The organism is Colwellia sp. MB3u-4, from assembly GCF_014077065.1.
Lineage (GTDB): Bacteria > Pseudomonadota > Gammaproteobacteria > Enterobacterales > Alteromonadaceae > Cognaticolwellia.
The window spans coordinates 34,088-58,425 of record NZ_JACGVE010000090.1 but is presented as its reverse complement, the minus strand read 5'-3'; the positions used below and the strand labels follow the sequence as shown (position 1 = coordinate 58,425).

Below are 24,338 nucleotides of genomic sequence, written 5' to 3'. Positions count from 1 at the left end.
GCGTGGCCCAATTTTAGAGCTAGGGTGCCGTAACTCCATCAAGGATTCGTAATGGCTTTTCAGCATTAAGAATCAAGGCCATACTGACCTTGTCATAAACTTTAAATACCATCACTTTGCCGATTACTTCGGTTGGCATATCGTAATCCGAATAGCTGTTATTGGTTATTTTGTTCCAATGAGAAGTGTCTTTACTGTATTGCGGTCCATGGTCTGTTTCAATAACGCCGGGGCTTTTTCGGCTAACCGTTAACACATCGCCAGTTTTTACGGCTTGGCTATTGCCTTTATTAATCATTATCACGTCAAATTTAGCAAATTCACGTAGTTTGGTCACCGAGCTAATAATTAAACCATCAGTGCTTTTAGCACCTGCTCGCATGGTAAAAATAGCGGGGTAATCTTGCTCGTCATTGACTGGCATAACATAAGCACCCGAACGAATTTCGCGTTTTGCACCCTCAACAAAAATAGTGCTTGGCTGCTGCTGACTCATATTGCCACTTTGTAGTGCCTTGCCCGTACCAATAAGTCGAATATTATAACCCAAATTTTGCTGTGTTTCGGGATCAATAATGGCATCCGCTTTATGGTAAATACCATAACTTTGACCAACAATGAGGTCACTATTAACATAAACCTTAAAGCCATCAACACTTGATTTATAGCCATCCTCACTGCCAATAATATGAGGTAAGCCGGCTAACTCAGCTAAACTTCTCACGGTATCGTAGCGAATATAGGGCGCAATAACATGCAAAGGTAGTGTACTAACGGGTTTTTGGTCTTTTAATTGTTTACGTACTTTAGGTGACCATTTAAGTTCAGGCTTGCCTTTAACCAGCATGGGTTGGCCTTGGGCATCAAATACTAGCCGCAACTCATCCCCGGGGTAAATTAAATGTGGGTTATTAATATCAGGATTAAGACGCCATAACTTAGGCCACAACCAAGGTTGATTGAGAAATATACCTGATATATCCCACAAGGTATCGCCTTTCTTAACGATATAAGATTTTGGAGCATCTGGCTTTAATGCTAGCTCATTGGCCATTAAAGAAACTGACAGAGCAATGCCAAATAGTAAGGATAAAACTCTTATTAGCATGTTAATTTCCCTATTATTAGAGGTTTTATCCTAAACCACTATGATTAACTATAATTAATGGCTAAAATTGAAACATAACACTCTATGCGACATTTCGCGAACTCTTTTGATAAATTATGGCTATTTTACCTGTATTACGATTTCCTGATGAGAGATTAAGAACAAAAGCGCAACCTGTAACTGAAGTTAACGATGAAATTCGTACTATTATCAGTAACATGTTTGAAACCATGTATGATGAAAATGGTGTTGGTTTAGCGGCAACTCAAGTTGATATTCACCAACGAATTGTCGTTATTGATGTTTCAGAAAATAAAGAACACCCTTACGTGTTAATAAATCCTGAAATCACTCGCAAAAGTGATGACACCATTATTAATGAAGAAGGTTGTTTATCGGTACCTGGCTGTTATGCCAAAGTTGACCGTAGTATTGATGTCACAGTTACCGCCCTTGATGAAAATGGCAAAGCCTTTACTTTAGATGGTGAAGAGCTATTAGCTATTTGTATTCAGCATGAACTGGATCATCTTAATGGCATCTTATTTGTTGACTATTTGTCACCACTTAAGCGCCAGCGATTCAAAAAGAAATTAGAAAAAGAAGCGCGTTTGGATAATGCCAACGCTTAAGTGTCATCGCTCTTTTATAACTCATACCAATTAAATTAAGTAAATGAGCGATTATTTATTTCAATTGGTATCAATTGCATTTTGGAAACTCCTTTGCCCAATGCCGTAACTACACCATTAAATATCATTTTTGCTGGTACCCCTGACTTTGCCGCGCAACATTTAGCGGCGCTAATTCACTCAGAGCATAACATTGTTGCGGTTTATTGCCCGCCCGATAAACCGGCTGGCCGCGGTAAAAAGCTTACGGCTTGTGCAACTAAACTATTAGCCCTAGCGCACGACATTCCAGTTCAACAGCCGGTGAACTTTAAAGCGGAACAAACACAGTTAACGCTGGCAAATTACCAAGCAGATGTCATGGTCGTGGTGGCTTATGGTTTATTATTGCCGACGGTGATTTTACAAACACCCAGATTAGGCTGTATTAATGTTCATGGTTCTATTTTGCCTAAATGGCGTGGTGCTGCACCGATTCAACGTGCTTTAGAAGCGGGTGACTCACAAACTGGCGTGACCATAATGCAAATGGATAAAGGCCTAGACACAGGTGATATGATATTAACCGCAACGTGTGACATTACCCTAAAAGACACGAGCGCAAGTTTATACGACAAGTTAGCTGAACTAGGTCCAAAAGCATTATTAAACACCTTAGCCTTGATGGCTTTAGGCAAACATCAACGCCAAGCACAAAATAATCTACAAGCCACTCATGCGGCCAAACTTGATAAAGCAGATGCTGAGTTAGACTGGCAACAACCCGCAAGCATACTTGATCGAAAAATCAGAGCCTACATTCCATGGCCAGTGGCGCAATTTACCTTTGATGACAACAGTCAACAACACCGTATTCGGGTTTGGCAAGCTAGCGTTATTGAACTTGAGCATCAGCACCTGCCTGGCACTATTATAAGCTGCGATAAACAAGGTATTGTGGTCGCCACAACAGCCAATGCTTTACGACTTGAGATATTACAACTGCCAGGCAAAAAAGCCTTAGCTGTGGCTGACATACTCAATGGCAAAGCAGATTGGTTTACCCAAGGCCAATCAATCAATCGGCTAATACAGCCTCAACAAGAGTTAACTTAATTATGGCCGCTAATCTTAGAGCACTGGCTGCTCGTTGTACCTTTGCCGTTGTTGATAAAGGCCGTAGTTTGTCAGACGAGCTACCACAACAAATCGCAAAAATAGATATTAAAGATAAAGGGCTATTACAAGAGCTTTGCTATGGTGTATTAAGACATTTACCTGAACTTGAACATGATGTTCGTGACTTCATTAAAAAACCCTTTAGCGGTAAACAACGCGTTGGTCACTTTTTATTACTGGTTGGGATTTATCAAATAAAGTATACCCGCATACCAGATCACGCCGCATTTAATGAAACCGTTTCCGCCTGTAAAGCCTTAAAATGCGACCATTTAAAAGGTGTGATTAATGGCGTATTAAGAAATTTCCAACGCCAGCAAACACAATTAGCAGATAAAAGCCTAGCCGCTGAACCTAGCAAGCTACCGGAAGCGATCGCCTTTAACCACCCCTCTTGGTTTATTAAAAAACTACAAAGTGGTTACCCTGATAGTTGGCAAGATATTCTCAAAGCGAATATGCAAAGACCGCCGATGTGGTTGCGAGTTAATGTCCTACACCATAGTATTGATGAATATCTAGCTTTATTAGTGGCTGAAAACATTGATTATGCCTATGTCGATGAAAAGTCATCTGCGATACGTTTAACTGACGCCATCGATGTCAATAAGTTGCCTGGATTTCAGCTAGGTTGGGTATCAATTCAAGACGGCGCCGCACAACAAGCTGCACTTTTACTTGATTGCCAGCCAGATGACAATGTACTTGATTGTTGTGCCGCGCCAGGTGGCAAAACCTGTCATATACTTGAATATAGTCCAAAAATAAAAGCGCTAACCGCCATTGATATTGAAGAGTCGCGCTTGCTGAGAGTGCATGAAAACCTACAACGTCTGAACCTACAAGCAAAGGTGATTACCGCTGATGCCGCGACACCAGACAAGTGGTGGAATGGAGAACTATTTGACCGCATTTTACTTGACGCTCCGTGTTCGGGTACTGGTGTCATCCGCAGACACCCTGATATTAAATGGTTACGTAAAAGCCAAGACATTGCGGTATTAACTGATTTACAACAAGATATATTAAAAAATGTATGGTCTTTATTAAAACCCGGTGGTACTTTGCTGTATGCAACATGCAGTGTATTACCAGAAGAAAATAGTCAGCAAGTTCAACGTTTTGTTGCTGAAAATTCAGATGTGGAGCATATCGCGATAACCAATAATGCACATGATATTGGTTGGCAGATACTGTCTAACGACAATTCGATGGACGGTTTTTACTACGCCAAACTCATTAAAAAATCACAGTAAAAACAACAATAAAAGCAATCTTAAATGAAAATTATAATTATTGGTGCTGGGCAAGTTGGTGGAACATTAGCAGAAAATCTTGTTGGCGAAAAAAACGAAATTACGCTAATAGACACCAACAGTGAAACCTTGCGTGAGTTACAAGACAAAATGGATTTACGCGTTGTTGTGGGTCACGGCTCTCATCCTGATGTGCTAAAACAAGCTGGCGCAGAAGATGCTGAACTCGTTGTTGCAGTAACCAACGACGATGCTACCAACATGATTGCTTGCCAAATTTGTTATTCGCTCTTTAATACCGCCAATAAAATTGCCCGAATTCGCTCTAGTCAAATTCTCAAATATCAAAAAGAACTCTTTCAAAATAAAAATATTCCAGTAGATCATATTATTGCACCAGAGCAATTGGTGACCCGAGATATTGCCCGACTTATTGATTACCCAGGTGCACTACAAGTATTAGAATTTGCTGAAGGTAAGGTCAGTTTAGTTGCCGTTAAAGCTTATTATGGGGGCTTATTGGTGGGTCATGCCCTATCTACTTTGCGCGAACATATTCCGAATATTGATACCCGGGTGGCGGCTATTTATCGTAATGGTAAACCTATTCGACCTTTGGGCACTACCGTTATTGAAGCTGATGACGAAGTATTCTTTATTGCCGCTTCAATTCATATTCGCGCGGTGATGAACGAACTGCAAAAATTGGAAGCGCCTTATAAAAAAATCATGATCGCCGGTGGTGGTAATATCGGCTCAGGGTTAGCGCGCTTGTTAGAGAAAAATCACCAAGTAAAATTAATCGAGCATTCGGCTAAACGCGCAGCCTATTTAGCGTCTGAGCTAAACGACACCTTAGTGTTTACCGGTGATTCTTCTGATCAAGAGTTACTGTTAGAAGAACACATTGATCAGTTTGACGTTTTTATTGCTGTCACCAACGATGACGAAGCCAACATTATGTCATCGTTATTAGCAAAACGCTTAGGGGTACGCAAAGCTATGGTATTAATCCAGCGCAGTGCTTACATTGATTTAGTCCATGGTAGTGATATAGATATTGCCGTTTCACCGCAACACGCCACTATTTCCGCCTTATTAACCCACGTGCGCCGTGGTAATATTAATAATGTTTATAGCTTGCGTGGTGGCGCAGCAGAAGCAATAGAAATTGTCGCTAAGGGTGATGAAAAATCATCTAAAGTGGTGGGTAAAACTATACAACAGATCAGGTTACCACCCGGCACAACTATTGGTGCAATCGTGCGTGGCGAAGAAGTCTTAATTGCCCATTCAGATACTCGAATTCAAGCAGAAGACCATGTGGTGTTATTTTTAGTTAACAAACGCTATATCAGTGATGTTGAAGCTTTATTCCAACTGGATGCCATAGCGTTTTTCTAAGCGACTTGTTCTAAGCAATAATGTGTTAAGTACTATCAGAAAAATATATTAGGTTCGCCAAAATGCTGGTGTCATTAGTACCAGCAAGGTAAATATCTCTAAACGGCCAAACAGCATGGCAACAACCAAAACCCATTTACTAAAATCATTTATTTCTGCGTAGTTGGACGCAACCTGTCCCAAACCTGGGCCCAAATTATTCAAACAGGCAGCCACGGCAGTAAAGGCTGAAATATCATCCATTCCGCCCGCTAATAACAACAACATACAAACAACAAACACAGCCGCATAAGCAGAGAAAAAACCCCATATGGCTTCTACCACACGATTTGGTAGCGCTTTTTTACCTAACTTAATCGTAAAAACGGCTTTAGGATGTACTAATCTATTTAATTCTCGCACGCCTTGTAAATAAAGCAGTAATACCCGAATGACTTTCATGCCACCACCGGTACTGCCCGCGCAACCACCAATAAAACTAGCAAGTATTAATAAAATGGGCAGCAGCGTTGGCCAGTTAGCAAAAGCGATTTCGCCGGAAGATGTTGTTGAAAATCCGGCCGTCGTACTAATTGAAACGGCATGAAACATCGCTTGTTCAAAGTTTTCAAAACCTGACTGGTAAACATTAAAACTCGTTAGCACAATAAAACACACTAAGATCAAAACGGCTTGAATACCCAAAAATACTTTAAATTCTGAATCATAAAAATAACTACGTAATGATCGGCTGTTCACTACCGCGAAATGCAAAGCAAAGTTCACCCCGGCAACCAGTAAGAAAAATACACAGATAAAATTGATTAGCGGACTATTAAAATAGCCCATACTTAAGTCGTGAGTCGAGAAGCCACCAATCGCAATAGTAGAGAAAGAGTGGCAAATAGCGTCAAATAAATTCATCCCCGCTGCCCAATAACTCATGGCACAGGCAAGGGTTAAGGTGACATAGATTAACCACAAATGCTTAGCCGTATCGGCAATGCGCGGGGTCATTTTTGAATCTTTCACCGGCCCTGGAGTTTCAGCGCGATATAACTGCATACCACCTATGCCTAGCATAGGTAAAATAGCCACGGCTAACACAATGATCCCCATACCACCCAACCACTGTAGTTGTTGTCGATACCAAAGCACCGCGTGTGGTAGTCCGTCAATCTTCGTTAATATGGTTGCGCCTGTCGTAGTAAGACCCGAAAAAGACTCAAAAAATGCATCGGCAACGCTAAGGTTAGGTTGATCTAATAATAATAAAGGCACCGCTGAGAAACTCGCCAAAACGGTCCAAAACAACACCACAATTAAAAAGCCTTCTCGTGCCCTTAAATCGCTTTTTTCGTCTCGATAAGGATACCAAGATAAAAGCCCCGCGATTAAACAAAAAAGAAATGACATTAAGAAAGAAACACCACCGCCATCTCGATAAACCAGAGAAATAAAAGCAGGCGGCAGCATAGTTACGCTCAGTAAGGCGACTAATAACCCTAATATTCGGATGATATTTTTAAATTGCACGGTAGTTTATTATTGCTTTTTAGTTATAGGTTGAAGTGTTAACTGTCCCGCAGACATGGTTTGCAATTGCTGTTGGAAAAGCTCAAGTTTTTCATCAGGTAATGCGAGTATCAGAACAACATTCTCATGGTAGTCTTGCTGGATAATTTCGCCACCCATTTGCTCAACAAAATGCAAAACATCATTTACTTGTGCATATTGACACGCTAGTGTTTTGCGTACCATAGGAATTTTCAATTTTGTCGGTAAATTCGCCAGTGCTTGCTTAACGCTGCCGCCATATGCGCGTTGTAAACCACCAGGTCCAAGCTTAGTACCACCAAAATATCGTACAACAACAGCACAAAGCTCACCAAGATTACTGCCCATTAACATATTAAGCATAGGTTTACCGGCAGTGCCTGACGGCTCCCCGTCGTCAGAAAAGCCATATAATTGGCTATTTTCAGGCCGACCAGCAATAAAAGCATAACAGTGATGATTAGCTTGTGGATGTAATACTTGTAAGCTTTTAATAAACGCTTTGGCATCAGCAGCACTGGTGCAAGGTTTAAGGTAACAAATAAAGCGGCTGCGCGTGACTATGGTTTCATCAATAATCGCTTTGGCCGCTATTTCATATGGTGTAGACACAAATAGTTTCGCTTAGTTTAAGTCAGCATCTCGTGTCATATTTTCATTATGCGACTGGTGAACAATGACATTATCTTCTATTCTGATACCACCAAATGGCCGCATAGCATCAACCTCTGACCAATTAACCATTTTACCATGGGCAGATTTTTTTAAATCCGCTAGCAGAGAATTGATAAAATATAAGCCAGGTTCAATGGTAAAAACTTGATTGCTTTCTATCACGCGCGACGTTCGTAAAAAAGCATGTTGCTCTGGAGTATTAACGTGAGTTCCACGTTCGTCAGCCATAAAACCGCCAACATCGTGCACTTGTAAACCTAAGTGATGACCTAAGCCATGGGGGAAAAAGGTAGAAATAATACCACTTTCAACCGCCGTATCGACATCAACATTAATAAAGTTAAACTCTCGTAATACCTTACCTATTTCGCGATAAGTGGCAATATGTAGATCAACATAACTCAGCCCTGGTTTTAAAGCGTCAACCGCATTCAACATTAAAATATCCATGCGCGCAATTAGCTCAGCAAAACGATCGCGCTTAAAAGAGTAAGTGCGAGTAATATCAGCGGCATAACCATTAAAATTAGCGCCGGCATCCAGTAAAAAAGAACGATGGGCTTGTGGTACACCGCGATCTAAAGCGGTGTAATGCAAAATAGAGGTATTTTCATTTAACGCAACAATATTGCCATAAGGTGTTTCACTTTCAACATGTTGTGTGGCTTTAAGAAAAGCATGTTGGATATCATACTCTGAGGCACCATCGAAAAAAGCGGCTTTGGCTGCTTTATGGCCCTTAACCGCAATCTCATTTGAACGGCGCAAACACGTTTGTTCGTAAGAGGTTTTATAAGCACGGTGAAAATGAAAATAGTTAATCAATGGCTCGGGATTGATATGCTCAAAGCCTAACGCTTTCGCCACTTCAATATGAGCACCAATATAAGCAAAAGATTTTTTATCATAAGGCAGTAACTTGTCGACATCACTGGCTTTAGCTAAAATTTTTATATCAAAAAATTCATGCCAATAATCATCCGCTAAACCGATGACTTTATGCCAAAAATCAACTGGTTGGTAATAAATCAGTGTAGGTTTATCTGTACCGTTAACCAATAACCAACAGTTAGCAACATCAACTAAAGGTAACCAGGCTTTAAAGTGTGGGTTAACGCGAAATGGATAGCTGTTATCGTCTAAGAAGGCTTTAATTTCTTGACCAGAGTGAATGACTAAACCTTCAAGATTTTCTCTTGCTAATACGGTTTTAGTTCGTTTTTGTAACTCAGCTACATGAGCTGGGTATTGGCTAGCTAGTGTATTCATCTGGCAACTCTCTCAATTTCTTTGGTGTTAATTGTACCTTGTTTAGCCCGATATTATAATGCAAGCGTGCTGCTATTCGTTTATATTCATTGCAATGATCTGGTCAAACAAAGAGGCCGCTTGTCCTACTTTGTGTTGATATATTTGCTGATAAGCTAAAACACTTTTAACATATTCTCGGGTTTCTTTGAACGGAATGGTTTCAATCCAAACATCGGCAGGTAATGACTCAGCGTTTTTTAACCAGCTTCTTACGCGATAAGGGCCGGCATTATAAGCCGCGGTAGCCAGTACCTGATTGCCATCATGGCGGTCGAGTAAATCACGTAAATATTTTGTGCCTAATTTAATATTATTTTTAGCTTTGAATAAATATTGAGTAGAAACTTTTTTGCGCGCCAGCTGTTTTGCTGTACCCGGCATAATTTGCATTAAACCTTTAGCGCCGGCTGGAGAATTAGCATCAGACATAAATGAGCTTTCACGACGCGTTATAGCAAACGCCCAAGCTGGATTAATGTTTTGCTGGCCCGCATAGTGGTTAATTTCACTTTCAAAGCCCAGTGGAAAACGCAAACCTACATCGTTAAGATACCCCACTTTAGCTAAGGTAAATATCGCCCTGTCATACCATTGCATTTCATTGGCAACTTTAGAGGCAACTAACTTGTCGCGCTTACTGAGTTTAGACAACCAATAATTCCATTCCTTACGGGCGTGATAAAACCGACCAATGGCAAATAGCTCAATGGCTCTTTTTGCTTCAGGACTTTTAGTCACTAAGGCTCTTTCATCTGCGCTAACAACGAGCGGTATATTCTGAAAATTAGCCGGTTTATTTAAATAACTCGCGGCTAAAAAACCATAATAATGTCGGCTTAACGCCAGCTTATTTAAGCGTAAATTCCCTGCCACTAACTCATTAGTGGCCAACAAGCTTCTGCCATACCAGTACTGCCACTGCAGGCTGTTTTGTGCTATTTCAGGTAATTTTAACAGCTTAGTTTTGATATTTCGCCAATTTTGATCACGCAGCGCGTCGGTTATATACCACTGGGTTAAGTTACTCGTAAATAAGTTTTCATCGACTTTCGCTAACCATGTCGCCGCATCAAGATGATTTTTACTGGCTAACGCTAGGGCAAATTTTAACGTAATTTGTTGCTGTTGCTGCACAGAAAAAGGTAACAACAACTGGGCTAATTGATAGGTATCAAGTGCTTGCTTTGGATCGCGCCATATTAGGCGCTTTAAACCATAAGCGACTATTTCCGCCTCTCTCTGGGTTTTATTTTTAAATTTTGATAAGTGTGTAGTGTATGACGGGTCGCGACGTACTTGATGCCAAAGCTGAGCTAAATATTGCTCATTCTCTGGTAATAACCGAGTTAAATACGGTATTAAAGTATGTTTACCACCATCCGCTGATAATACGATACGTTGCCATATTAGCTCATTGGTTCGATACCCTGCTTGCTGCCACTGCTTAAACAAAGGGTCACAAACTTTAGGCTGCGACTTACCTACTAGCCAAAGCGAGCTTACTTTTGGCAATACTTTCGTGGGTGACACACCAGATTGCAGCTGAAATCGATAATGCTGACAGGTTAGCTCAACGTCACTAGTGGCTTCGAAAAAGTTTTGAAAAAGTACCCGCTGCTTACGTTTGGCTAAATAAGTTAGCCATTTATTTCTTAAAGGCCAATCCAGTGGTGTGCCTTTATACTTTGCTAAAAAGTCCCTTATCTCTGGCGCTGATGACAACTTCATGTTGGTCATTAAGCGTTTCTGATCCAAATAAGGTTGCAGCGGATAATAATGTAGTTGGTTATACAGATTTTGATAACTAGCAGAGTTGTGATTCCAAGTTTGCTTTTCGGCTTGCAAGAAATTTTTTCGCTGCTGGCTTTCATCATTAGCGAAAGTTGCTGCACTCACTAATAGCGCACTTAAGATGACGGTTTTAAAAAATCGGAAACTAGCTAGCGGCATAAGAAGACCTTGGAGAAATAAGCATGGATCAATTATTCACCTCTATCGTGACAAAGCAAGCTTATTACAGACAATTATTAGCTTAATTATCAATATTGGCTCTTAAAGTCAGTTTTAGATACTTAAAAATCCATTGAAAAAAACAATCAAGGTAAGTTTATTGTTGCGTCATGGTAAATAGGCTTTAAAATTAGCGCCAAACCCTATTCCCTAGCAAGGTAAAGCATGACCGATTGCCCTTTTTCAGCTCCAGACCACCAATTAGATGCCATTGGGCTTCGCTGCCCCGAGCCGGTAATGATGCTTCGGCTAAAAATACGAAAAATGGCCGAAGGTGAAACCCTACTCGTGAGCGCTGATGACCCGTCAACGGCAAGAGATATCCCAAGCTTTTGTCGATTTATGGATCATCAACTTATTAGTCAACAAGTAAAAAAAATACCTTTTCAATACGTTATTAAGAAAGGGTTATGACATTAAATTACTGATCAGTGCATAATAGTTGAAGCCAGATAATTTTTTTGAGCTATTTTTAACAAAAAAATTATACCGCTTGGTTACTCAGCCATAAAATCAACTTGATATCATAGTTTTTAAACTGTTATTGATAACCCCCGAAAGAACCCGCAGGACCCGGAAAGACCACTGGGCTTTCAAAACCATCTTTTGCAACACTGCTAACACCAAAAAAATAGTTATCGATTACAATATTTTTTAACTCAAATTCAGTGACATCACCTACATACTGACTATTTGTCCATGTTGGCTCTGTGGTCAATCGCCAATGAACACGGTAACCCGCTAAGTTATTTGCCATAGTCCCTGCTGGACGCTGCCACTTTAAACTTGTTGAGGCTTTAACTGCCCCTGAAATTTCAGTATTGGCTGGCGGTGGTGGTGCCCAAGCCATAGCGGCCATAGTAACGGCGTTTAACGAGGTTAATTTCGCAGTAAAATCAAAATCTACACCCGAAATAACATCACCGAACGCTCGACCATTTTCGCTTCTAAGGTCTTGATGCTGACGATCGTAGTGCTCATTAGTTTCCATAATACGTACGGCAGGATAACCAACGGCATTAAAGGGTCTATGATGTCCGCCTCGACCAAATCTGTCCAATCTATATATCATCATAACGTCTAAGTTAGGTATGTATTGGTCAGCAATTTGATCAATATAGCGAGCTACATTTCGTGAAGGCGAATCTACTTCACCACCGGTAAATCTGCGTTTTTTAGCTTCTGCCGGTGTTTCAACATAGCGAACGCCTTCGGAAAAAACCCTTGCGGTTGTATTGTTGATAATGCCATTGATACCTGAAATATTACCAATCATGTCGTTATTAATAACCGCTTCCACACGCCAAGCTTCTTTCTTGGCAATACCCGCCATTATTTTTCCACCAAACAATCCCTGTTCTTCTCCTGATAATGCAGCATAAACTACAGTACCGGCAAATTTATGTTGGGACAGCACTCTAGCGGCTTCGATAACTCCGGCAACACCTGAAGCATTATCATTGGCTCCTGGAGAGGCACTGGTGTAATCAAGCGGGTCTGACACACGTGAGTCTATATCACCAGACATCACGATATAGCGATTGGGATCGAGTTGGCCGCGCTGAATAGCGATAACATTGATCACTTCAGTCGGTTCAGGAATTCGCTTTTCTCCTGAAAAGGTCTGTTTTTGATAAACAACTTCTAAACAGCCTCCACATTGTGCTGAAATTTCATCAAATTCTGACTTAATCCAACGACGTGCAGCGCCAATACCTTGGCTATCTGATTTTGTCTCTGACAAGGTATGCCTAGTGCCAAAGCCAACTAATGTAGTGACATCTTTTTTCAATCTCTCTGCACTTACTTCTTGCTGTATCTCACGCAATACCAACTGCTCATTCGGCGGCACCACTGTAGCAGCGTAAACAGGTATAGCCGTAGCAAACGCACATAACACCCCAAAAGTTTTTCGAGAAAAAGCATTAAACGATGCAGTAAGCGAGATACTCTTCACTTGAGAAAAATGTATAAACATAACGACGACCTAATATTATTGTGATTATTACTTTGGTAAAAGATTAGCACATTTAATAAGCTTAACGGGTTCATCCATCCTATTAATAATTCAATTCAACGCACGGTTAAATTCACTATCGAACTCACTATTGAACTCACAATTAAATGATCAATTGCTCAGAGTTAGACGGGTCACAAAACTATATCAAGCTAAAATAACAGCTTAAAATACGGTCAAGCTTGCCACACTTAACTCTGCTGGTTAACATTAGCTAGGCTTATAAGACTAGGTTTAAGTTTAGATTTTACTTTAGCAAACGCTGAAAGTGTTGTGCTAGACGCTTTGCAAACTCAAGAGCAGAAAAACACTTACACAGTTCGAAAAATGTCTATTTTGTTCTTAAAACAGCTTGTTGATATATTATTTTATATTAAAAAATACGCTTCTGAACGGCGTAAGTAGTTACCATTTTCCAGTTGAGTTAACTGAATCGACTTAATCAACAGAATCACCATTGAGGAAGAATCGGAATTTTTTATTGTTCGAGCTAAATACCTCTTGGCAAAATTAATCTCGGTATAAGCAAGATTTAATGATAAAAAAAAGGAATGCCTTAGCATTCCTTTTAGTTTTTAATACGCTACAACCAAAATATTACTGCAATAAAGAAATATCAGCTATCGCAAGAAAACTATTACGAATTTCGTTTAGTAAGGTCAAGCGATTGGTTTTAACTTGTTCATCATCAGCCATCACCATGACATGATCAAAAAAGTTATCAATGGGCTGCTTTAACGCCGCTAATTCGGTTAATGCGCTTTGATAATCTTTTGTCGCCATTAATGGTGCTATTTTAGTATTAACCACTGAAAAAGCTGAGGCCAACTCTGTTTCAGCAGCTTCTGTCGCTAAATCAGCTTTAAAAGTGTTAAAAAGCTCACCTTTAAATTTAACTAAAATATTGCCCACACGCTTATTAGCGGCGGCTAACGTAGCCGCTTCACCTAAGGTTTTAAAATGTGTGACCGCATGAATACGCTTGTCAAAGTCCAATGGTGAAGACGGAGCGTTAGCTAGCACAGCTTGTATGACATCAACCGTAATATTTTGATCTTGATAATAAGCACGGTAGCGACCAAAAACAAATTCAAGTACTTGTTGAGTCACGTCTTGATTGCTTAATTTATCTTGATAAAGCTCAACACTTTTTGCTAATAAATCTGCAATATCTAAATTAAGATCTTTCTCAATGATGATACGGATCAAACCAATAGCCGCACGGCGCAAAGCAAACGGGTCTTTATCCCCCTTAGGCGCTTGGTTAATGCCAAAGATACCGACTAAGGTATCGACTTTATCAGCAATAGCAACAGCGCAACCTATGGTTTGTTCAGGTAATACATCACCCGCGAAACGAGGTCGATATTGATCTTCTAAAGCCTGTGCAACAGCTGCCGGTTCACCATCATGCTGAGCATAATACTTACCCATGGTGCCTTGAACTTGTGGAAATTCAAGCACCATATCTGACATTAAATCTGTTTTGCTCAGTAAACCTGCGCGATAGGCTATAGCGGTATCATCGCCAGTTTTATCCGCAACGAATGCACTTAAACTAGCAATACGTTCAGACTTAGCTTTCACTGTGCCTAATTGCTTTTGAAACAACATCGACTCTAAACCTTGTAGTCTTGACTCAAGTGATTGTTTTTTATCTGTTTTAAAGAAAAACTCAGCATCAGCTAAACGGGGTCGAATAACCTTCTCATTACCTTTAATAACCTGACTTGGATCTTTGCTATCAATATTTGATACAAAGATGAATTTATTCAATAAGTTACCTTCACTATCAGTGACAGGAAAGTATTTTTGATGATCTTTCATCGAATAAATTAAGGGTTCAGCAGGTACATTCAAAAACTCTTTGTCGAAGCTACCTGTTAATACTACTGGCCATTCAACTAATGAAGTCACTTCTTCTAGTAACTCGTCATCCGGTAAAACGAAACCACCAATGGCTATCGCCGCGGCATTAATTTGCTGTTGAATAGTGTCTTTACGTGCTTGATAGTCAACCACCACATGCGCTGCTTTTAGTGCGCTTTCATAGTCATTGGCATGTGCTAACGCGACTAAGCCGTGATGATGAAAGCGGTGACCGGTCACTAAGTTATTAGAGCGAATGTTTAACGATTCACCGGCAATAACACTTGCGCCATAAAGTAGTGTTAGCGTATGCACAGGACGAATAAATTGTGTTCTACCTGAGCCCCAACGCATAGGTTTAGGCACAGGTAACTTTGCAATAGCTTGGTTAACCATGTCAGGAATTAACTGCTCAACATGTTTGCCTTGCTCAATGGTTTTGTAAAGTAACCATTCACCTTTATCTGTTACCAAACGCTCTGCTTGAGCAACAGTGATGCCATTTGAGCGCGCCCAACCTTCGGCAGCTTTACTTGCTTTACCTTCAGCATCAAAGGCTACGCTAACAGCAGGACCACGTTTTTCAATGGCTTTATCAGCTTGGTTAGCGACTAAGTTGTCAACCTTTACCGCTAAACGTCTTGGCGTCGCATACCAATAAATATCAGAATAAGAAAGTTTTGCTTCATCTAATTGTAATTTAATTTGCTCAAAGAACGTTGTAGCTAAGGTTCTCAACGACTTTGGTGGCAACTCTTCAGTACCGAGTTCAATCAATAGTGTTTCTGTTGTCATTATGACTGTCCCTTAGTTGAGTTATTATTGCTTGAGTTATCATTGGCTGCATTATTTTTACAAAGCGGAAAACCAAGCTCTTCACGTTTTGCGTAATAAGCTTGTGCACAAGCTTTTGATAAAGCTCTCACTCTCAATATGTACCGTTGGCGTTCTGTTACCGATATGGCGTGTCGAGCATCCAGTAAGTTAAAGGCATGAGAAGCTTTCATCACTTGTTCGTACGCCGGTAAGGCTAAACCTGCTTGGATCAGTTTTTCACTGTCTTTTTCACATTGATCAAAGGTGTTAAATAAGGCATCAACGTCAGCATATTCAAAGTTATAAGTGGATTGTTCAACTTCATTTTGATGAAAGACATCGCCATAAAGTACTTTACCCATAGGACCATCAGTCCAAACCAGATCATAAATACTGTCTACGTTTTGAATATACATGGCTAAGCGTTCTAAGCCATAGGTTATTTCACCCGTAACAGGTGCACACTCTATACCGCCAACTTGTTGAAAGTAAGTGAACTGCGTAACTTCCATACCATTTAGCCAGATTTCCCAACCTAAACCCCAGGCGCCTAAGGTGGGTGATTCCCAGTTGTCTTCTACAAAGCGAATATCGTGCACGAGTGGATCAATACCCATCTCTTTTAACGAGTCAAGGTAAAGCTCTTGAATATTATCTGGAGAAGGCTTTAACATGACTTGAAATTGATAGTAGTGTTGTAGGCGATTTGGATTTTCACCGTAGCGACCATCGGTTGGACGTCGACATGGTTGCACATAAGCACTACTCATTGGCTCAGGACCAATAGAACGTAAAAATGTCATTGGGTGAAATGTGCCGGCCCCAACTTCTAAATCTAATGGCTGAACTATTACACAGCCTTGGCGTGACCAATAATCTTGCAACTGCAATATTAGTCCTTGAAAGGTCTTTATATTAAACGTACTCATAACATTCCGAATCTATAGTTATATGGGATTAAATAAGGCTAATTATACCGTTTGTCGCTTTATTAGCCTAGTGTGCTTATCGCAATTTAATTAATTAAGTGATCTAAGTTTTCATCAAGAAAAATGGCTAAAGACAAGGTATAAAATTTATCAGTCATTAACTGATAAATTTACAACACTGTATTTTTTATTTTAAGCATTAAGGATCAGCAGATAATTAGTCAATGGTATTACTAAATGTTAGCTATTTTTTATCTATAAATACCTGCTTAGAAACAAAAATGCCCGATCATCAAATCGGGCATTATTATCTCTACAGTTTAAAGGCTAAACATCTAGGTTAGCTACTTTAAGCGCGTTCTCTTCAATGAAGTGTCTACGCGGTTCAACATGATCACCCATCAGGGTGGTAAACAATTGATCAGCTGCAATAGCGTCTTCAATAGTTACCTGTAACATTCTGCGTGAATCTGGATCCATGGTAGTTTCCCATAATTGATTGGGATTCATTTCACCTAGACCTTTATAACGTTGAATATATTGGCCACGTTTAGATTCAGCCATTAACCAATTTAATGCTTCATCAAACTCAGTTATTTGCTTAATTTTTTCGCCACGTTTAACGTAAGCACCTTCTTCCATTAAGCCATTCACTGCTTTATTTAGACTTTGAATTGAGGCAAATTCTTTTGAGTCAAAAAATTCATAGTCACAATCATAAACCGTATCAATACCATGTTTACGGACATTAAAGCTTGGGTAATAAACATGGCGTTCTTGATCATGCTTAACTTCAACAGTATAGATAGAGCCATTACCATCTTGCTCAGAAAGCTGTTTTAGTAGATCAGCGGTCCAAGATTCAACGTTGGCTTTAGTTTTGAATTCTTCAGTGGTAATTAATTCACCGTAGATCATCTTTTCTAGAATATCAGCAGGAATTAAACGCGATACGCGCTTAATAGTTTCGTGAGTTTTACGGAACTGTTTTACTAAATTTTCTAATGATAAGCCTGATAAGGCCGGTGCAGATTCATTAACATGAATTTCTGCATTCTCTAATGCCAGTGATGTTAAATACTCAACTAAGCCATTTTCATCTTTTATGTAACGTTCTTGCTTACCTTTTTTCACTTTATAAAGTGGCGGTTGAGCAATATAAATATAGCCACGTTCCATTATTTCAGGCATTTGACGATAGAAAAATGTCAGTAATAATGTTCGTATGTGTGAACCATCGACATCAGCATCGGTCATAATGATAATACTGTGATAACGCAGTTTTTCTGGGTTATATTCATCGCGACCAATACCACAACCTAACGCTGTGATTAACGTGCCAACTTCTTGAGAAGATATCATTTTATCAAAACGCGCTTTTTCTACGTTAAGAATTTTACCTTTCAATGGCAATATAGCCTGATTTTTGCGATTTCTTCCCTGCTTAGCAGAGCCGCCAGCAGAGTCCCCTTCCACAATATAGAGTTCAGATAGCGCTGGATCTTTTTCCTGACAATCAGCTAACTTGCCCGGTAAACCTGCAATATCTAACACCCCTTTACGGCGAGTCATTTCTCTTGCTTTACGCGCTGCTTCACGAGCACGAGCTGCATCAACAATTTTCATTATGATAGTGCGAGCAACCGAAGGCTTTTCTAATAGGTATTCACCTAATTTTTCGCCCATAGCTTGTTCTACTGCAGTTTTAACTTCAGATGAAACAAGCTTATCTTTTGTTTGAGAAGAGAATTTAGGATCAGGTACTTTAACTGAAATTACCGCAGTTAAGCCTTCACGAGCGTCGTCACCAGAGGCACTGGTTTCAGTACTGCCACCTTTTTTAGTTTTATTTAAACCTTCTTTAACCATGTAGCTATTAAGCGTACGGGTTAATGCGGTACGAAAACCACTTAAGTGAGTACCACCGTCGCGTTGTGGAATGTTATTAGTGAAACAATGAATGCTTTCTTGGAAGCCATCGTTCCACTGCATTGCCACTTCAACTACAATGCCATCTTCTCGTTCTAAATCGAAGTAGAAAATCTCTTCATTAACCGGCGTTTTATTGGTATTTAAATAATCAACAAAAGCTTGAATACCACCATCAAATTGAAAGTGATCTGACTTACCTTCTTCACGTTCATCAATAAGTCTAATTGATACACCTGAATTCAAAAATGATAATTCACGAATTCTTTTTACCAGTAGGTCATAGTGAAATAGCACATCGGTGAAGGTCTCTTCACTTGGCCAAAATCTGACTTCTGTCCCGGTTTTATCACTTTCGCCAACCTGTTTCATTGGCTCTTGTGGTATGCCGTGGTGATAAAATTGTTCGAATAATTTACCCGCTCGGCGAATATTTAGTTTCAATTTACTACTGAGGGCATTTACTACTGAAATACCAACACCGTGTAAACCACCCGAAACTTTATAACCTGAGTCTTCACCACCGAACTTACCACCAGCATGCAATACTGTCATGATAACTTCAGCGGCAGAAATACCCTCTTCTGGATGAATTTCTGTTGGAATTCCACGACCGTCATCCTTTACAGATACCGAGCCGTCTATGTGAATTTTAACAATAATATCAGTACAGTGACCTGCAAGAGCTTCATCAATTGAGTTATCCAACACCTCAAATACCATGTGATGAAGGCCTGTGCCATCATCGGTATCACCTATATACATCCCTGGTCTTTTACGAACTGCATCTAAGCCTTTTAGTACTTTTATACTAGCCGAGTCATATTCATTTTCTATTGTCATAGCTTGTAGCCTACTCACTCATTACTGATAGTTTGCCATGTTTCACGTGAAACATTTTATAGTTTTCTTTCTGTGGAACGAGTTGTTCCACTGCTGTTTTATCTATTGCGGTTACAATTACCTGACATTCAATTCCTGCTATTGCATTATTTAATAACGCTCTAGAGTGAATGTCTAATTCTGCACCTACATCATCAATTAATAAAATTGGTTTTACTAGATTAACTCTTTCGATTAGTTTTGCTTGAGCAAAAGTTAACGCCAGTAAAAACAACTTCTGTTGTCCACGTGACAATTGGTTATCGACTGATGCACCTCTTAATAAAAAACGGACATCAAATTTTTGTGCGCCAAATAAGCTATAACCATAAGCTAATTCTTTTTCTTTATATTGTTGTAAAACATCGTACAAATTTTTCTTACTATTCCAGCCTTGTAAATATTGAATAACAATATCGTCTGACACTGAAGGTAACATTATTTTCAACCAATAACTTAATTCTTTAGTCAGCTCCTCAACATAACTGGCTCGTAGATTAGCTATTATTTGCGAGCTATCAATAAAGACATCTGTCCAATAGCTTAACGTGCTACCCGAAGTTTTACTGCGTAAACAGGCATTACGCTGTTTAAGGATTCGTGAAAATTCTCTCCAATGATCTGAAAATGAATGTTTCACGTGAAACAATCCTAAATCAACAAACCTTCTTCTCTGCTTTGGGCCACCAAAAAATATTTTAAAACTTTCTGGCGTGATCACTTGCACAGCGATATTTTTTGCCAGCACAGAAAACTTTGTTTCTTTTTGACCATTTATACGTATTTCAGTATTCGCTGTACTTTGTCCATTAAAGAGTTTTCGTACACCCATCTGGCAATCTTTATGAGTTTTAGCGCTGACGGTAAAACTAGGCTTAGTATGCTGAAGTAAGTTTTCCACTTTTGAGCTACGAAATGACTTGCCGTGCCCCAAATAGAAAATAGCCTCTAATACACTACTTTTACCGCTACCATTATCACCAATAATAAAATTGAGATCTGGATGTAATTCAACCGATACACTTTCAATATTTCGTAAATCTTGAATAATTAATTTACCAATACTCATTATAATAGGTCGTTGTTATAAACGCATTGGCATAACAACATACAAAGCTTCTCCAGATTCTCCACCTTCAATAACCACACTACTGTTAGCATCAGCTAAGGTAAATTTAACATCATTTTCTTTAATAGCATTCAGTACGTCTAAAACATAGCTAACGTTAAAACCGATTTCAACTTCCTCATAAGGAAAGTCAATTTCAATCACCTCTTCAGCTTGTTCTTGCTCAGGGTTGTTCGCGGTTATCTTTAATTCGGTACGGCCAAAGTTAAGACGAACGCCTTTGAATTTTTCGTTAGATAAAATCGAAGCACGAGACAATACCTGTCTAAGTACGTCTTTGTTGGCATTAAGAATTTTATCGCCGTTACGTGGTAATACCCGACGGTAATCAGGAAAACGACCATCAACCAGTTTACTGGTAAATGAAAATTCGCTATCAATAATGCGTATGTGATTAGAGCCTAGAAAAACCTGCACACCTTCATCAACTGGGTCGAGTAAACGAATAATCTCTAAAATACCTTTGCGCGGTACAATCACTTGTCGAGCAGGGAGTTCAAGCGCTTGATTAGATATTTTGCAGATAGCTAAACGGTGTCCGTCGGTAGCAACAGAGCGTATTTCGTGACCTTCTGTTTCTATCGACATCCCATTGAGATAATAGCGCACGTCTTGGTTTGCCATTGAAAAATGGGTGCTTTCAATTAAGCGTAATAATTCAGACTTTAATAAACTAAATTCTACGTCACCTTGCCATTGTTCAATATTAGGAAAATCAGTGGCTGGTAAGGTTGAAAGTGAATACTTACTACGACCTGTGCTAATTTTTATCACATCGTTATCAGATTCAAAGGTCAGCATAGAATCATCGGGTAAGCTTTTACAAATATCAAGTAACTTACGAGCAGGAATGGTGACTTTTCCATCCTCTGCGTGATTATCTACACTGGCATAAGCTACCATCTCCAGCTCTAAATCAGTAGCTGTTAATGTAAGTGACTGCCCACTTACATCAAAAAGTATATTACCTAAAATAGGTAGTGTACTTTTTCGCTCTACAGCACCAGAAACCAATAACAAAGGTTTCAGCAGTAATTCCCTACTCAATGAAAATTTCATTTCTGACTCACTTGTAACTTACTTATTATTATGATGACAATGTTCTGGTTAAATTTGAATAGTCTTCTTTAATATCGTGAGACTCTTCACGTAAAGATTTTACCTTACGACAGGCATGTAATACAGTCGTATGGTCCCGACCACCGAAAGCATCACCAATTTCAGGTAAACTATGGTTAGTTAACTCTTTAGATAATGCCATGGCAATTTGACGCGGTCTAGCTACTGAGCGATTTCTGCGTTTAGACAGTAAATCTGCCACCTTAATCTTATAATATTCTGCAACCGTGCGCTGGATGTTATCAATAGTGACTAGCTTGTCTTGTAAAGCTAATAAGTCGCGCAAAGCTTCTCTAACAAAATCAATCGTGATGGCTCGGCCCGTAAAGTTAGCGTTTGCTATTACCCTATTCAAAGCGCCTTCTAATTCACGAACATTTGAGCGCAAGCGTTTAGCAATAAAGAAAGCAACTTCGTCAGCTAAATTGATATGACTTTCTTGTGCTTTGCGTTTTAATATGGCGACACGAGTTTCTAATTCTGGCGGTTCAATGGCGATGGTTAATCCCCAACCAAAGCGAGATTTTAAACGATCTTCAACATCTACTTCTTTTGGATAGCGATCACTGGTCAAAATGATTTGTTGATTACCTTCAAGTAAAGCATTAAAAGTATGAAAAAACTCTTCTTGCGTACGATCTTTACCGGCAAAGAATTGAATATCATCAATAAGCAAGGCATCAACTGAACGGTAATATTGTTTAAATTTTTCCATCGCGTTGTTTTGTAACGCTCGCACCATATCTTGCACAAACCGCTCTGAATGCATGTAGGCAATTTTTGCATTGGGTTTATTAAGTAAAATACCATTACCGACTGCATGTAATAAATGTGTTTTACCTAGGCCAGTACCACCATAAATAAATAAAGGGTTGTAAGCCGCGCCTGGATTATCAGCCACTTGTGACGCCGCAGCGCGGGCCAATTGATTTGACTTACCTTCAACAAAATTATCAAAGGTGTATTTAACTCTGATATTGGTTGTTTTTGGTAAATTACTTTCTGGTGGTGGAGTATCTCGATTTGGCGTTCTAATATTGGGTTGCAATTGGTTAATACTATTTGGAATATTAGTCTTTTGTGCTGGGATACTACCCACATCAAAACGCAATAATGGTGGGTTTGCACTGTCTTGCATCCCCACAAGTTCATTAATGCGATTAACATACTTGTCTCTAACCCAGTCCAAAACAAATCGATTTGGCGCATATAACGTCATAATATTGTCTGTGATCACGCACTGTAGTGGACGTATCCACATACTAAATTGTTGTGCGGGCAATTCTTCTTGAAGAACAGACAAACATTTTTGCCAAAGTGTATGATCCAACAACCGACTCCTGATAAATACTATTCGCCCTGCGTTTAATAACCAATAAAAATGGCCGATAAAAATACAGAAAAGTAAAAAAAATTAATTTTTATAATTAGCCTATTATCTCTATAGTTATCCACAACATCAATATTGACTTTTCAATAAATGGCTTTTATTTTCAGTTATTTTTAGTAAACTCAGTTAAATTAGGCTCCCTGCCTATTTTTAATCGCAAATTAGTGTTAAAAAATATTTCAATATACTATTTAATTATTACTGAATATGGCCGAGTTACTTGCAACGAAAAAGCTAAATTGTGATAAAACTGTGGATATATTTGTGATCCGGACGATCCATAGACGATCATTTGAAAATAGCTAGTGAATAAGCATTGACAAAGTATAGTTCTCTATATAGAATTTCGCTTCATTTTTAGACCCAGTGTGCTCATGAAGGCTGTTTTGCCAGGGCAACAACAACAGACGGATTAGCGTAATGAAAAGAACATTTCAACCTAGTGTATTAAAACGTAAGCGCAACCATGGCTTCCGTGCTCGTATGGCTACGAAAAACGGACGTGCTGTAATTTCACGTCGTCGTGCTAAAGGCCGTAAAAGCCTTAGTGCTTAATCTTCTAACTTGAAACTTAAGTTAAAAGAACAGTGACCGCTATGGTTACTTATGAATTTAATCGGGAGTCACGTTTGTTGACTCCCGGTCATTTTCAAGCTGTATTCGCAAAACCTCTTCGTTTTGGCTCTAGCCACATCACCATACTCGTCACTCCAAATTCTGATAATAATAACCGTCTCGGTCTAGCCATTGCTAAAAAGCGGGTGAAACTAGCTGTTCAACGAAATCGTATCAAACGACAAATTCGCGAGAGCTTCCGTTTAAATCAACATAACCTTCCCTTTGTTGATATAGTCGTTATGGTAAAATCTGGCACTGACAAGCTCGAAAATAAAGAAATTAATCAGCAATTGGAAAAAATATGGCGAAAAATAATTCAACGCCACAAAAAGTAGCTATTACACTAGTAAAAGCCTACCAGCGCTGGCTTAGCCCATTGCTTGGACCCCATTGTAGATTTAATCCAACATGCTCTTTTTACGCGATAGAAGCAATTAATCGCTTTGGTGTGATAAAAGGTTGTTGGTTAGCAGGCAAACGTATACTAAGATGCCACCCACTCAATGCGGGAGGACTTGATCCCGTGCCACTATCAAAAAAAGAGAAATAA

20 protein-coding genes are annotated in these 24,338 nt (G+C 39.4%); 8 read left to right on the top strand and 12 right to left on the bottom strand.

All coding sequences use genetic code 11. The features are described 5' to 3' along the window. Nucleotides 1-19: 19 nt before the first annotated feature. The gene (locus tag H4J61_RS17695) at nucleotides 20-1,108 is read right to left on the bottom strand and encodes a LysM peptidoglycan-binding domain-containing protein (protein ID WP_182186664.1); all 1,089 of its coding nucleotides are present in this window, start codon (nucleotides 1,106-1,108) and stop codon (nucleotides 20-22) included. Nucleotides 1,109-1,224: 116 nt separating this feature from the next. Between H4J61_RS17695 and def the strand changes: the two genes are divergently transcribed. From def to trkA, 4 genes are all read left to right on the top strand, one after another. Then, nucleotides 1,225-1,740: a peptide deformylase gene (gene def / locus H4J61_RS17690; protein ID WP_182136195.1), complete on the top strand. Its 516-nt coding sequence runs from the start codon at nucleotides 1,225-1,227 to the stop codon at nucleotides 1,738-1,740. A gap of 81 nt (nucleotides 1,741-1,821) precedes the next feature. Further along, entirely contained in the window at nucleotides 1,822-2,835 is a 1,014-nt protein-coding gene (fmt, locus tag H4J61_RS17685; RefSeq protein ID WP_259363444.1) for a methionyl-tRNA formyltransferase, read from the top strand. 2 nt (nucleotides 2,836-2,837) lie between these two features. Beyond that, on the top strand, nucleotides 2,838-4,154 hold the full coding sequence (rsmB, locus tag H4J61_RS17680; RefSeq protein ID WP_182186662.1) for a 16S rRNA (cytosine(967)-C(5))-methyltransferase RsmB: 1,317 nt from the start codon (nucleotides 2,838-2,840) through the stop codon (nucleotides 4,152-4,154). A 24-nt stretch (nucleotides 4,155-4,178) separates the two neighbouring features. Further along, on the top strand, nucleotides 4,179-5,558 hold the full coding sequence (trkA, locus tag H4J61_RS17675; protein ID WP_182136197.1) for a Trk system potassium transporter TrkA: 1,380 nt from the start codon (nucleotides 4,179-4,181) through the stop codon (nucleotides 5,556-5,558). A 48-nt stretch (nucleotides 5,559-5,606) separates the two neighbouring features. Here the strand turns inward: trkA and H4J61_RS17670 are convergent, their stop codons facing one another. The 4 genes from H4J61_RS17670 to H4J61_RS17655 form a co-directional block, all read right to left on the bottom strand. Continuing rightward, nucleotides 5,607-7,073, bottom strand: a complete 1,467-nt coding sequence (locus H4J61_RS17670; RefSeq protein WP_182186659.1) for a TrkH family potassium uptake protein — start codon at nucleotides 7,071-7,073, stop codon at nucleotides 5,607-5,609. 9 nt (nucleotides 7,074-7,082) lie between these two features. Further along, entirely contained in the window at nucleotides 7,083-7,706 is a 624-nt protein-coding gene (locus H4J61_RS17665; protein WP_310650075.1) for a YigZ family protein, read from the bottom strand. Nucleotides 7,707-7,718: 12 nt separating this feature from the next. Beyond that, nucleotides 7,719-9,038, bottom strand: coding sequence for a Xaa-Pro dipeptidase (gene pepQ, locus H4J61_RS17660; RefSeq protein WP_182186656.1), 1,320 nt, complete (start codon nucleotides 9,036-9,038; stop codon nucleotides 7,719-7,721). A gap of 72 nt (nucleotides 9,039-9,110) precedes the next feature. Then, a complete protein-coding gene (locus H4J61_RS17655) occupies nucleotides 9,111-11,030 on the bottom strand; it encodes a transglycosylase SLT domain-containing protein (protein ID WP_182186654.1) in 1,920 nt (639 codons plus the stop codon). A gap of 225 nt (nucleotides 11,031-11,255) precedes the next feature. On the opposite strand from H4J61_RS17655, the gene tusA reads away from it, so the two are divergent. Next, the gene (gene tusA / locus H4J61_RS17650; protein WP_182136202.1) at nucleotides 11,256-11,504 is read left to right on the top strand and encodes a sulfurtransferase TusA; all 249 of its coding nucleotides are present in this window, start codon (nucleotides 11,256-11,258) and stop codon (nucleotides 11,502-11,504) included. 127 nt (nucleotides 11,505-11,631) lie between these two features. Here the strand turns inward: tusA and H4J61_RS17645 are convergent, their stop codons facing one another. The 7 genes from H4J61_RS17645 to dnaA all read right to left on the bottom strand — a co-directional run bounded on the left by H4J61_RS17645 (nucleotide 11,632) and on the right by dnaA (nucleotide 23,110). Further along, nucleotides 11,632-13,068 carry a M28 family peptidase gene (locus H4J61_RS17645; protein WP_182186651.1) on the bottom strand — a complete coding sequence of 479 codons (1,437 nt, stop codon included), beginning with the start codon at nucleotides 13,066-13,068 and terminating at the stop codon, nucleotides 11,632-11,634. 636 nt (nucleotides 13,069-13,704) lie between these two features. After that, entirely contained in the window at nucleotides 13,705-15,771 is a 2,067-nt protein-coding gene (glyS, locus tag H4J61_RS17640; RefSeq protein ID WP_182186649.1) for a glycine--tRNA ligase subunit beta, read from the bottom strand. After that, nucleotides 15,771-16,721, bottom strand: a complete 951-nt coding sequence (glyQ, locus tag H4J61_RS17635) for a glycine--tRNA ligase subunit alpha (RefSeq protein WP_182186647.1) — start codon at nucleotides 16,719-16,721, stop codon at nucleotides 15,771-15,773. The genes glyS and glyQ overlap by 1 nt, the downstream gene beginning before the upstream one ends. 327 nt (nucleotides 16,722-17,048) lie before the next feature. Next, complete coding sequence (gene gyrB, locus H4J61_RS17630) at nucleotides 17,049-19,493, bottom strand: DNA topoisomerase (ATP-hydrolyzing) subunit B (RefSeq protein WP_220460986.1); 2,445 nt, start codon at nucleotides 19,491-19,493, stop codon at nucleotides 17,049-17,051. 10 nt (nucleotides 19,494-19,503) lie between these two features. Further along, nucleotides 19,504-20,601: a DNA replication/repair protein RecF gene (gene recF / locus H4J61_RS17625; protein WP_182136206.1), complete on the bottom strand. Its 1,098-nt coding sequence runs from the start codon at nucleotides 20,599-20,601 to the stop codon at nucleotides 19,504-19,506. 15 nt (nucleotides 20,602-20,616) lie between these two features. After that, nucleotides 20,617-21,720, bottom strand: a complete 1,104-nt coding sequence (gene dnaN, locus H4J61_RS17620; protein WP_182136207.1) for a DNA polymerase III subunit beta — start codon at nucleotides 21,718-21,720, stop codon at nucleotides 20,617-20,619. A gap of 28 nt (nucleotides 21,721-21,748) precedes the next feature. Then, a complete protein-coding gene (gene dnaA / locus H4J61_RS17615; RefSeq protein WP_182136208.1) occupies nucleotides 21,749-23,110 on the bottom strand; it encodes a chromosomal replication initiator protein DnaA in 1,362 nt (453 codons plus the stop codon). A 480-nt stretch (nucleotides 23,111-23,590) separates the two neighbouring features. On the opposite strand from dnaA, the gene rpmH reads away from it, so the two are divergent. From rpmH to yidD, 3 genes are all read left to right on the top strand, one after another. Further along, on the top strand, nucleotides 23,591-23,725 hold the full coding sequence (rpmH, locus tag H4J61_RS17610) for a 50S ribosomal protein L34 (protein WP_070375296.1): 135 nt from the start codon (nucleotides 23,591-23,593) through the stop codon (nucleotides 23,723-23,725). A 74-nt stretch (nucleotides 23,726-23,799) separates the two neighbouring features. Next, nucleotides 23,800-24,123, top strand: a complete 324-nt coding sequence (gene rnpA, locus H4J61_RS17605; protein ID WP_404842458.1) for a ribonuclease P protein component — start codon at nucleotides 23,800-23,802, stop codon at nucleotides 24,121-24,123. Further along, nucleotides 24,090-24,338 carry a membrane protein insertion efficiency factor YidD gene (yidD, locus tag H4J61_RS17600; RefSeq protein ID WP_182186645.1) on the top strand — a complete coding sequence of 83 codons (249 nt, stop codon included), beginning with the start codon at nucleotides 24,090-24,092 and terminating at the stop codon, nucleotides 24,336-24,338. The genes rnpA and yidD overlap by 34 nt, the downstream gene beginning before the upstream one ends.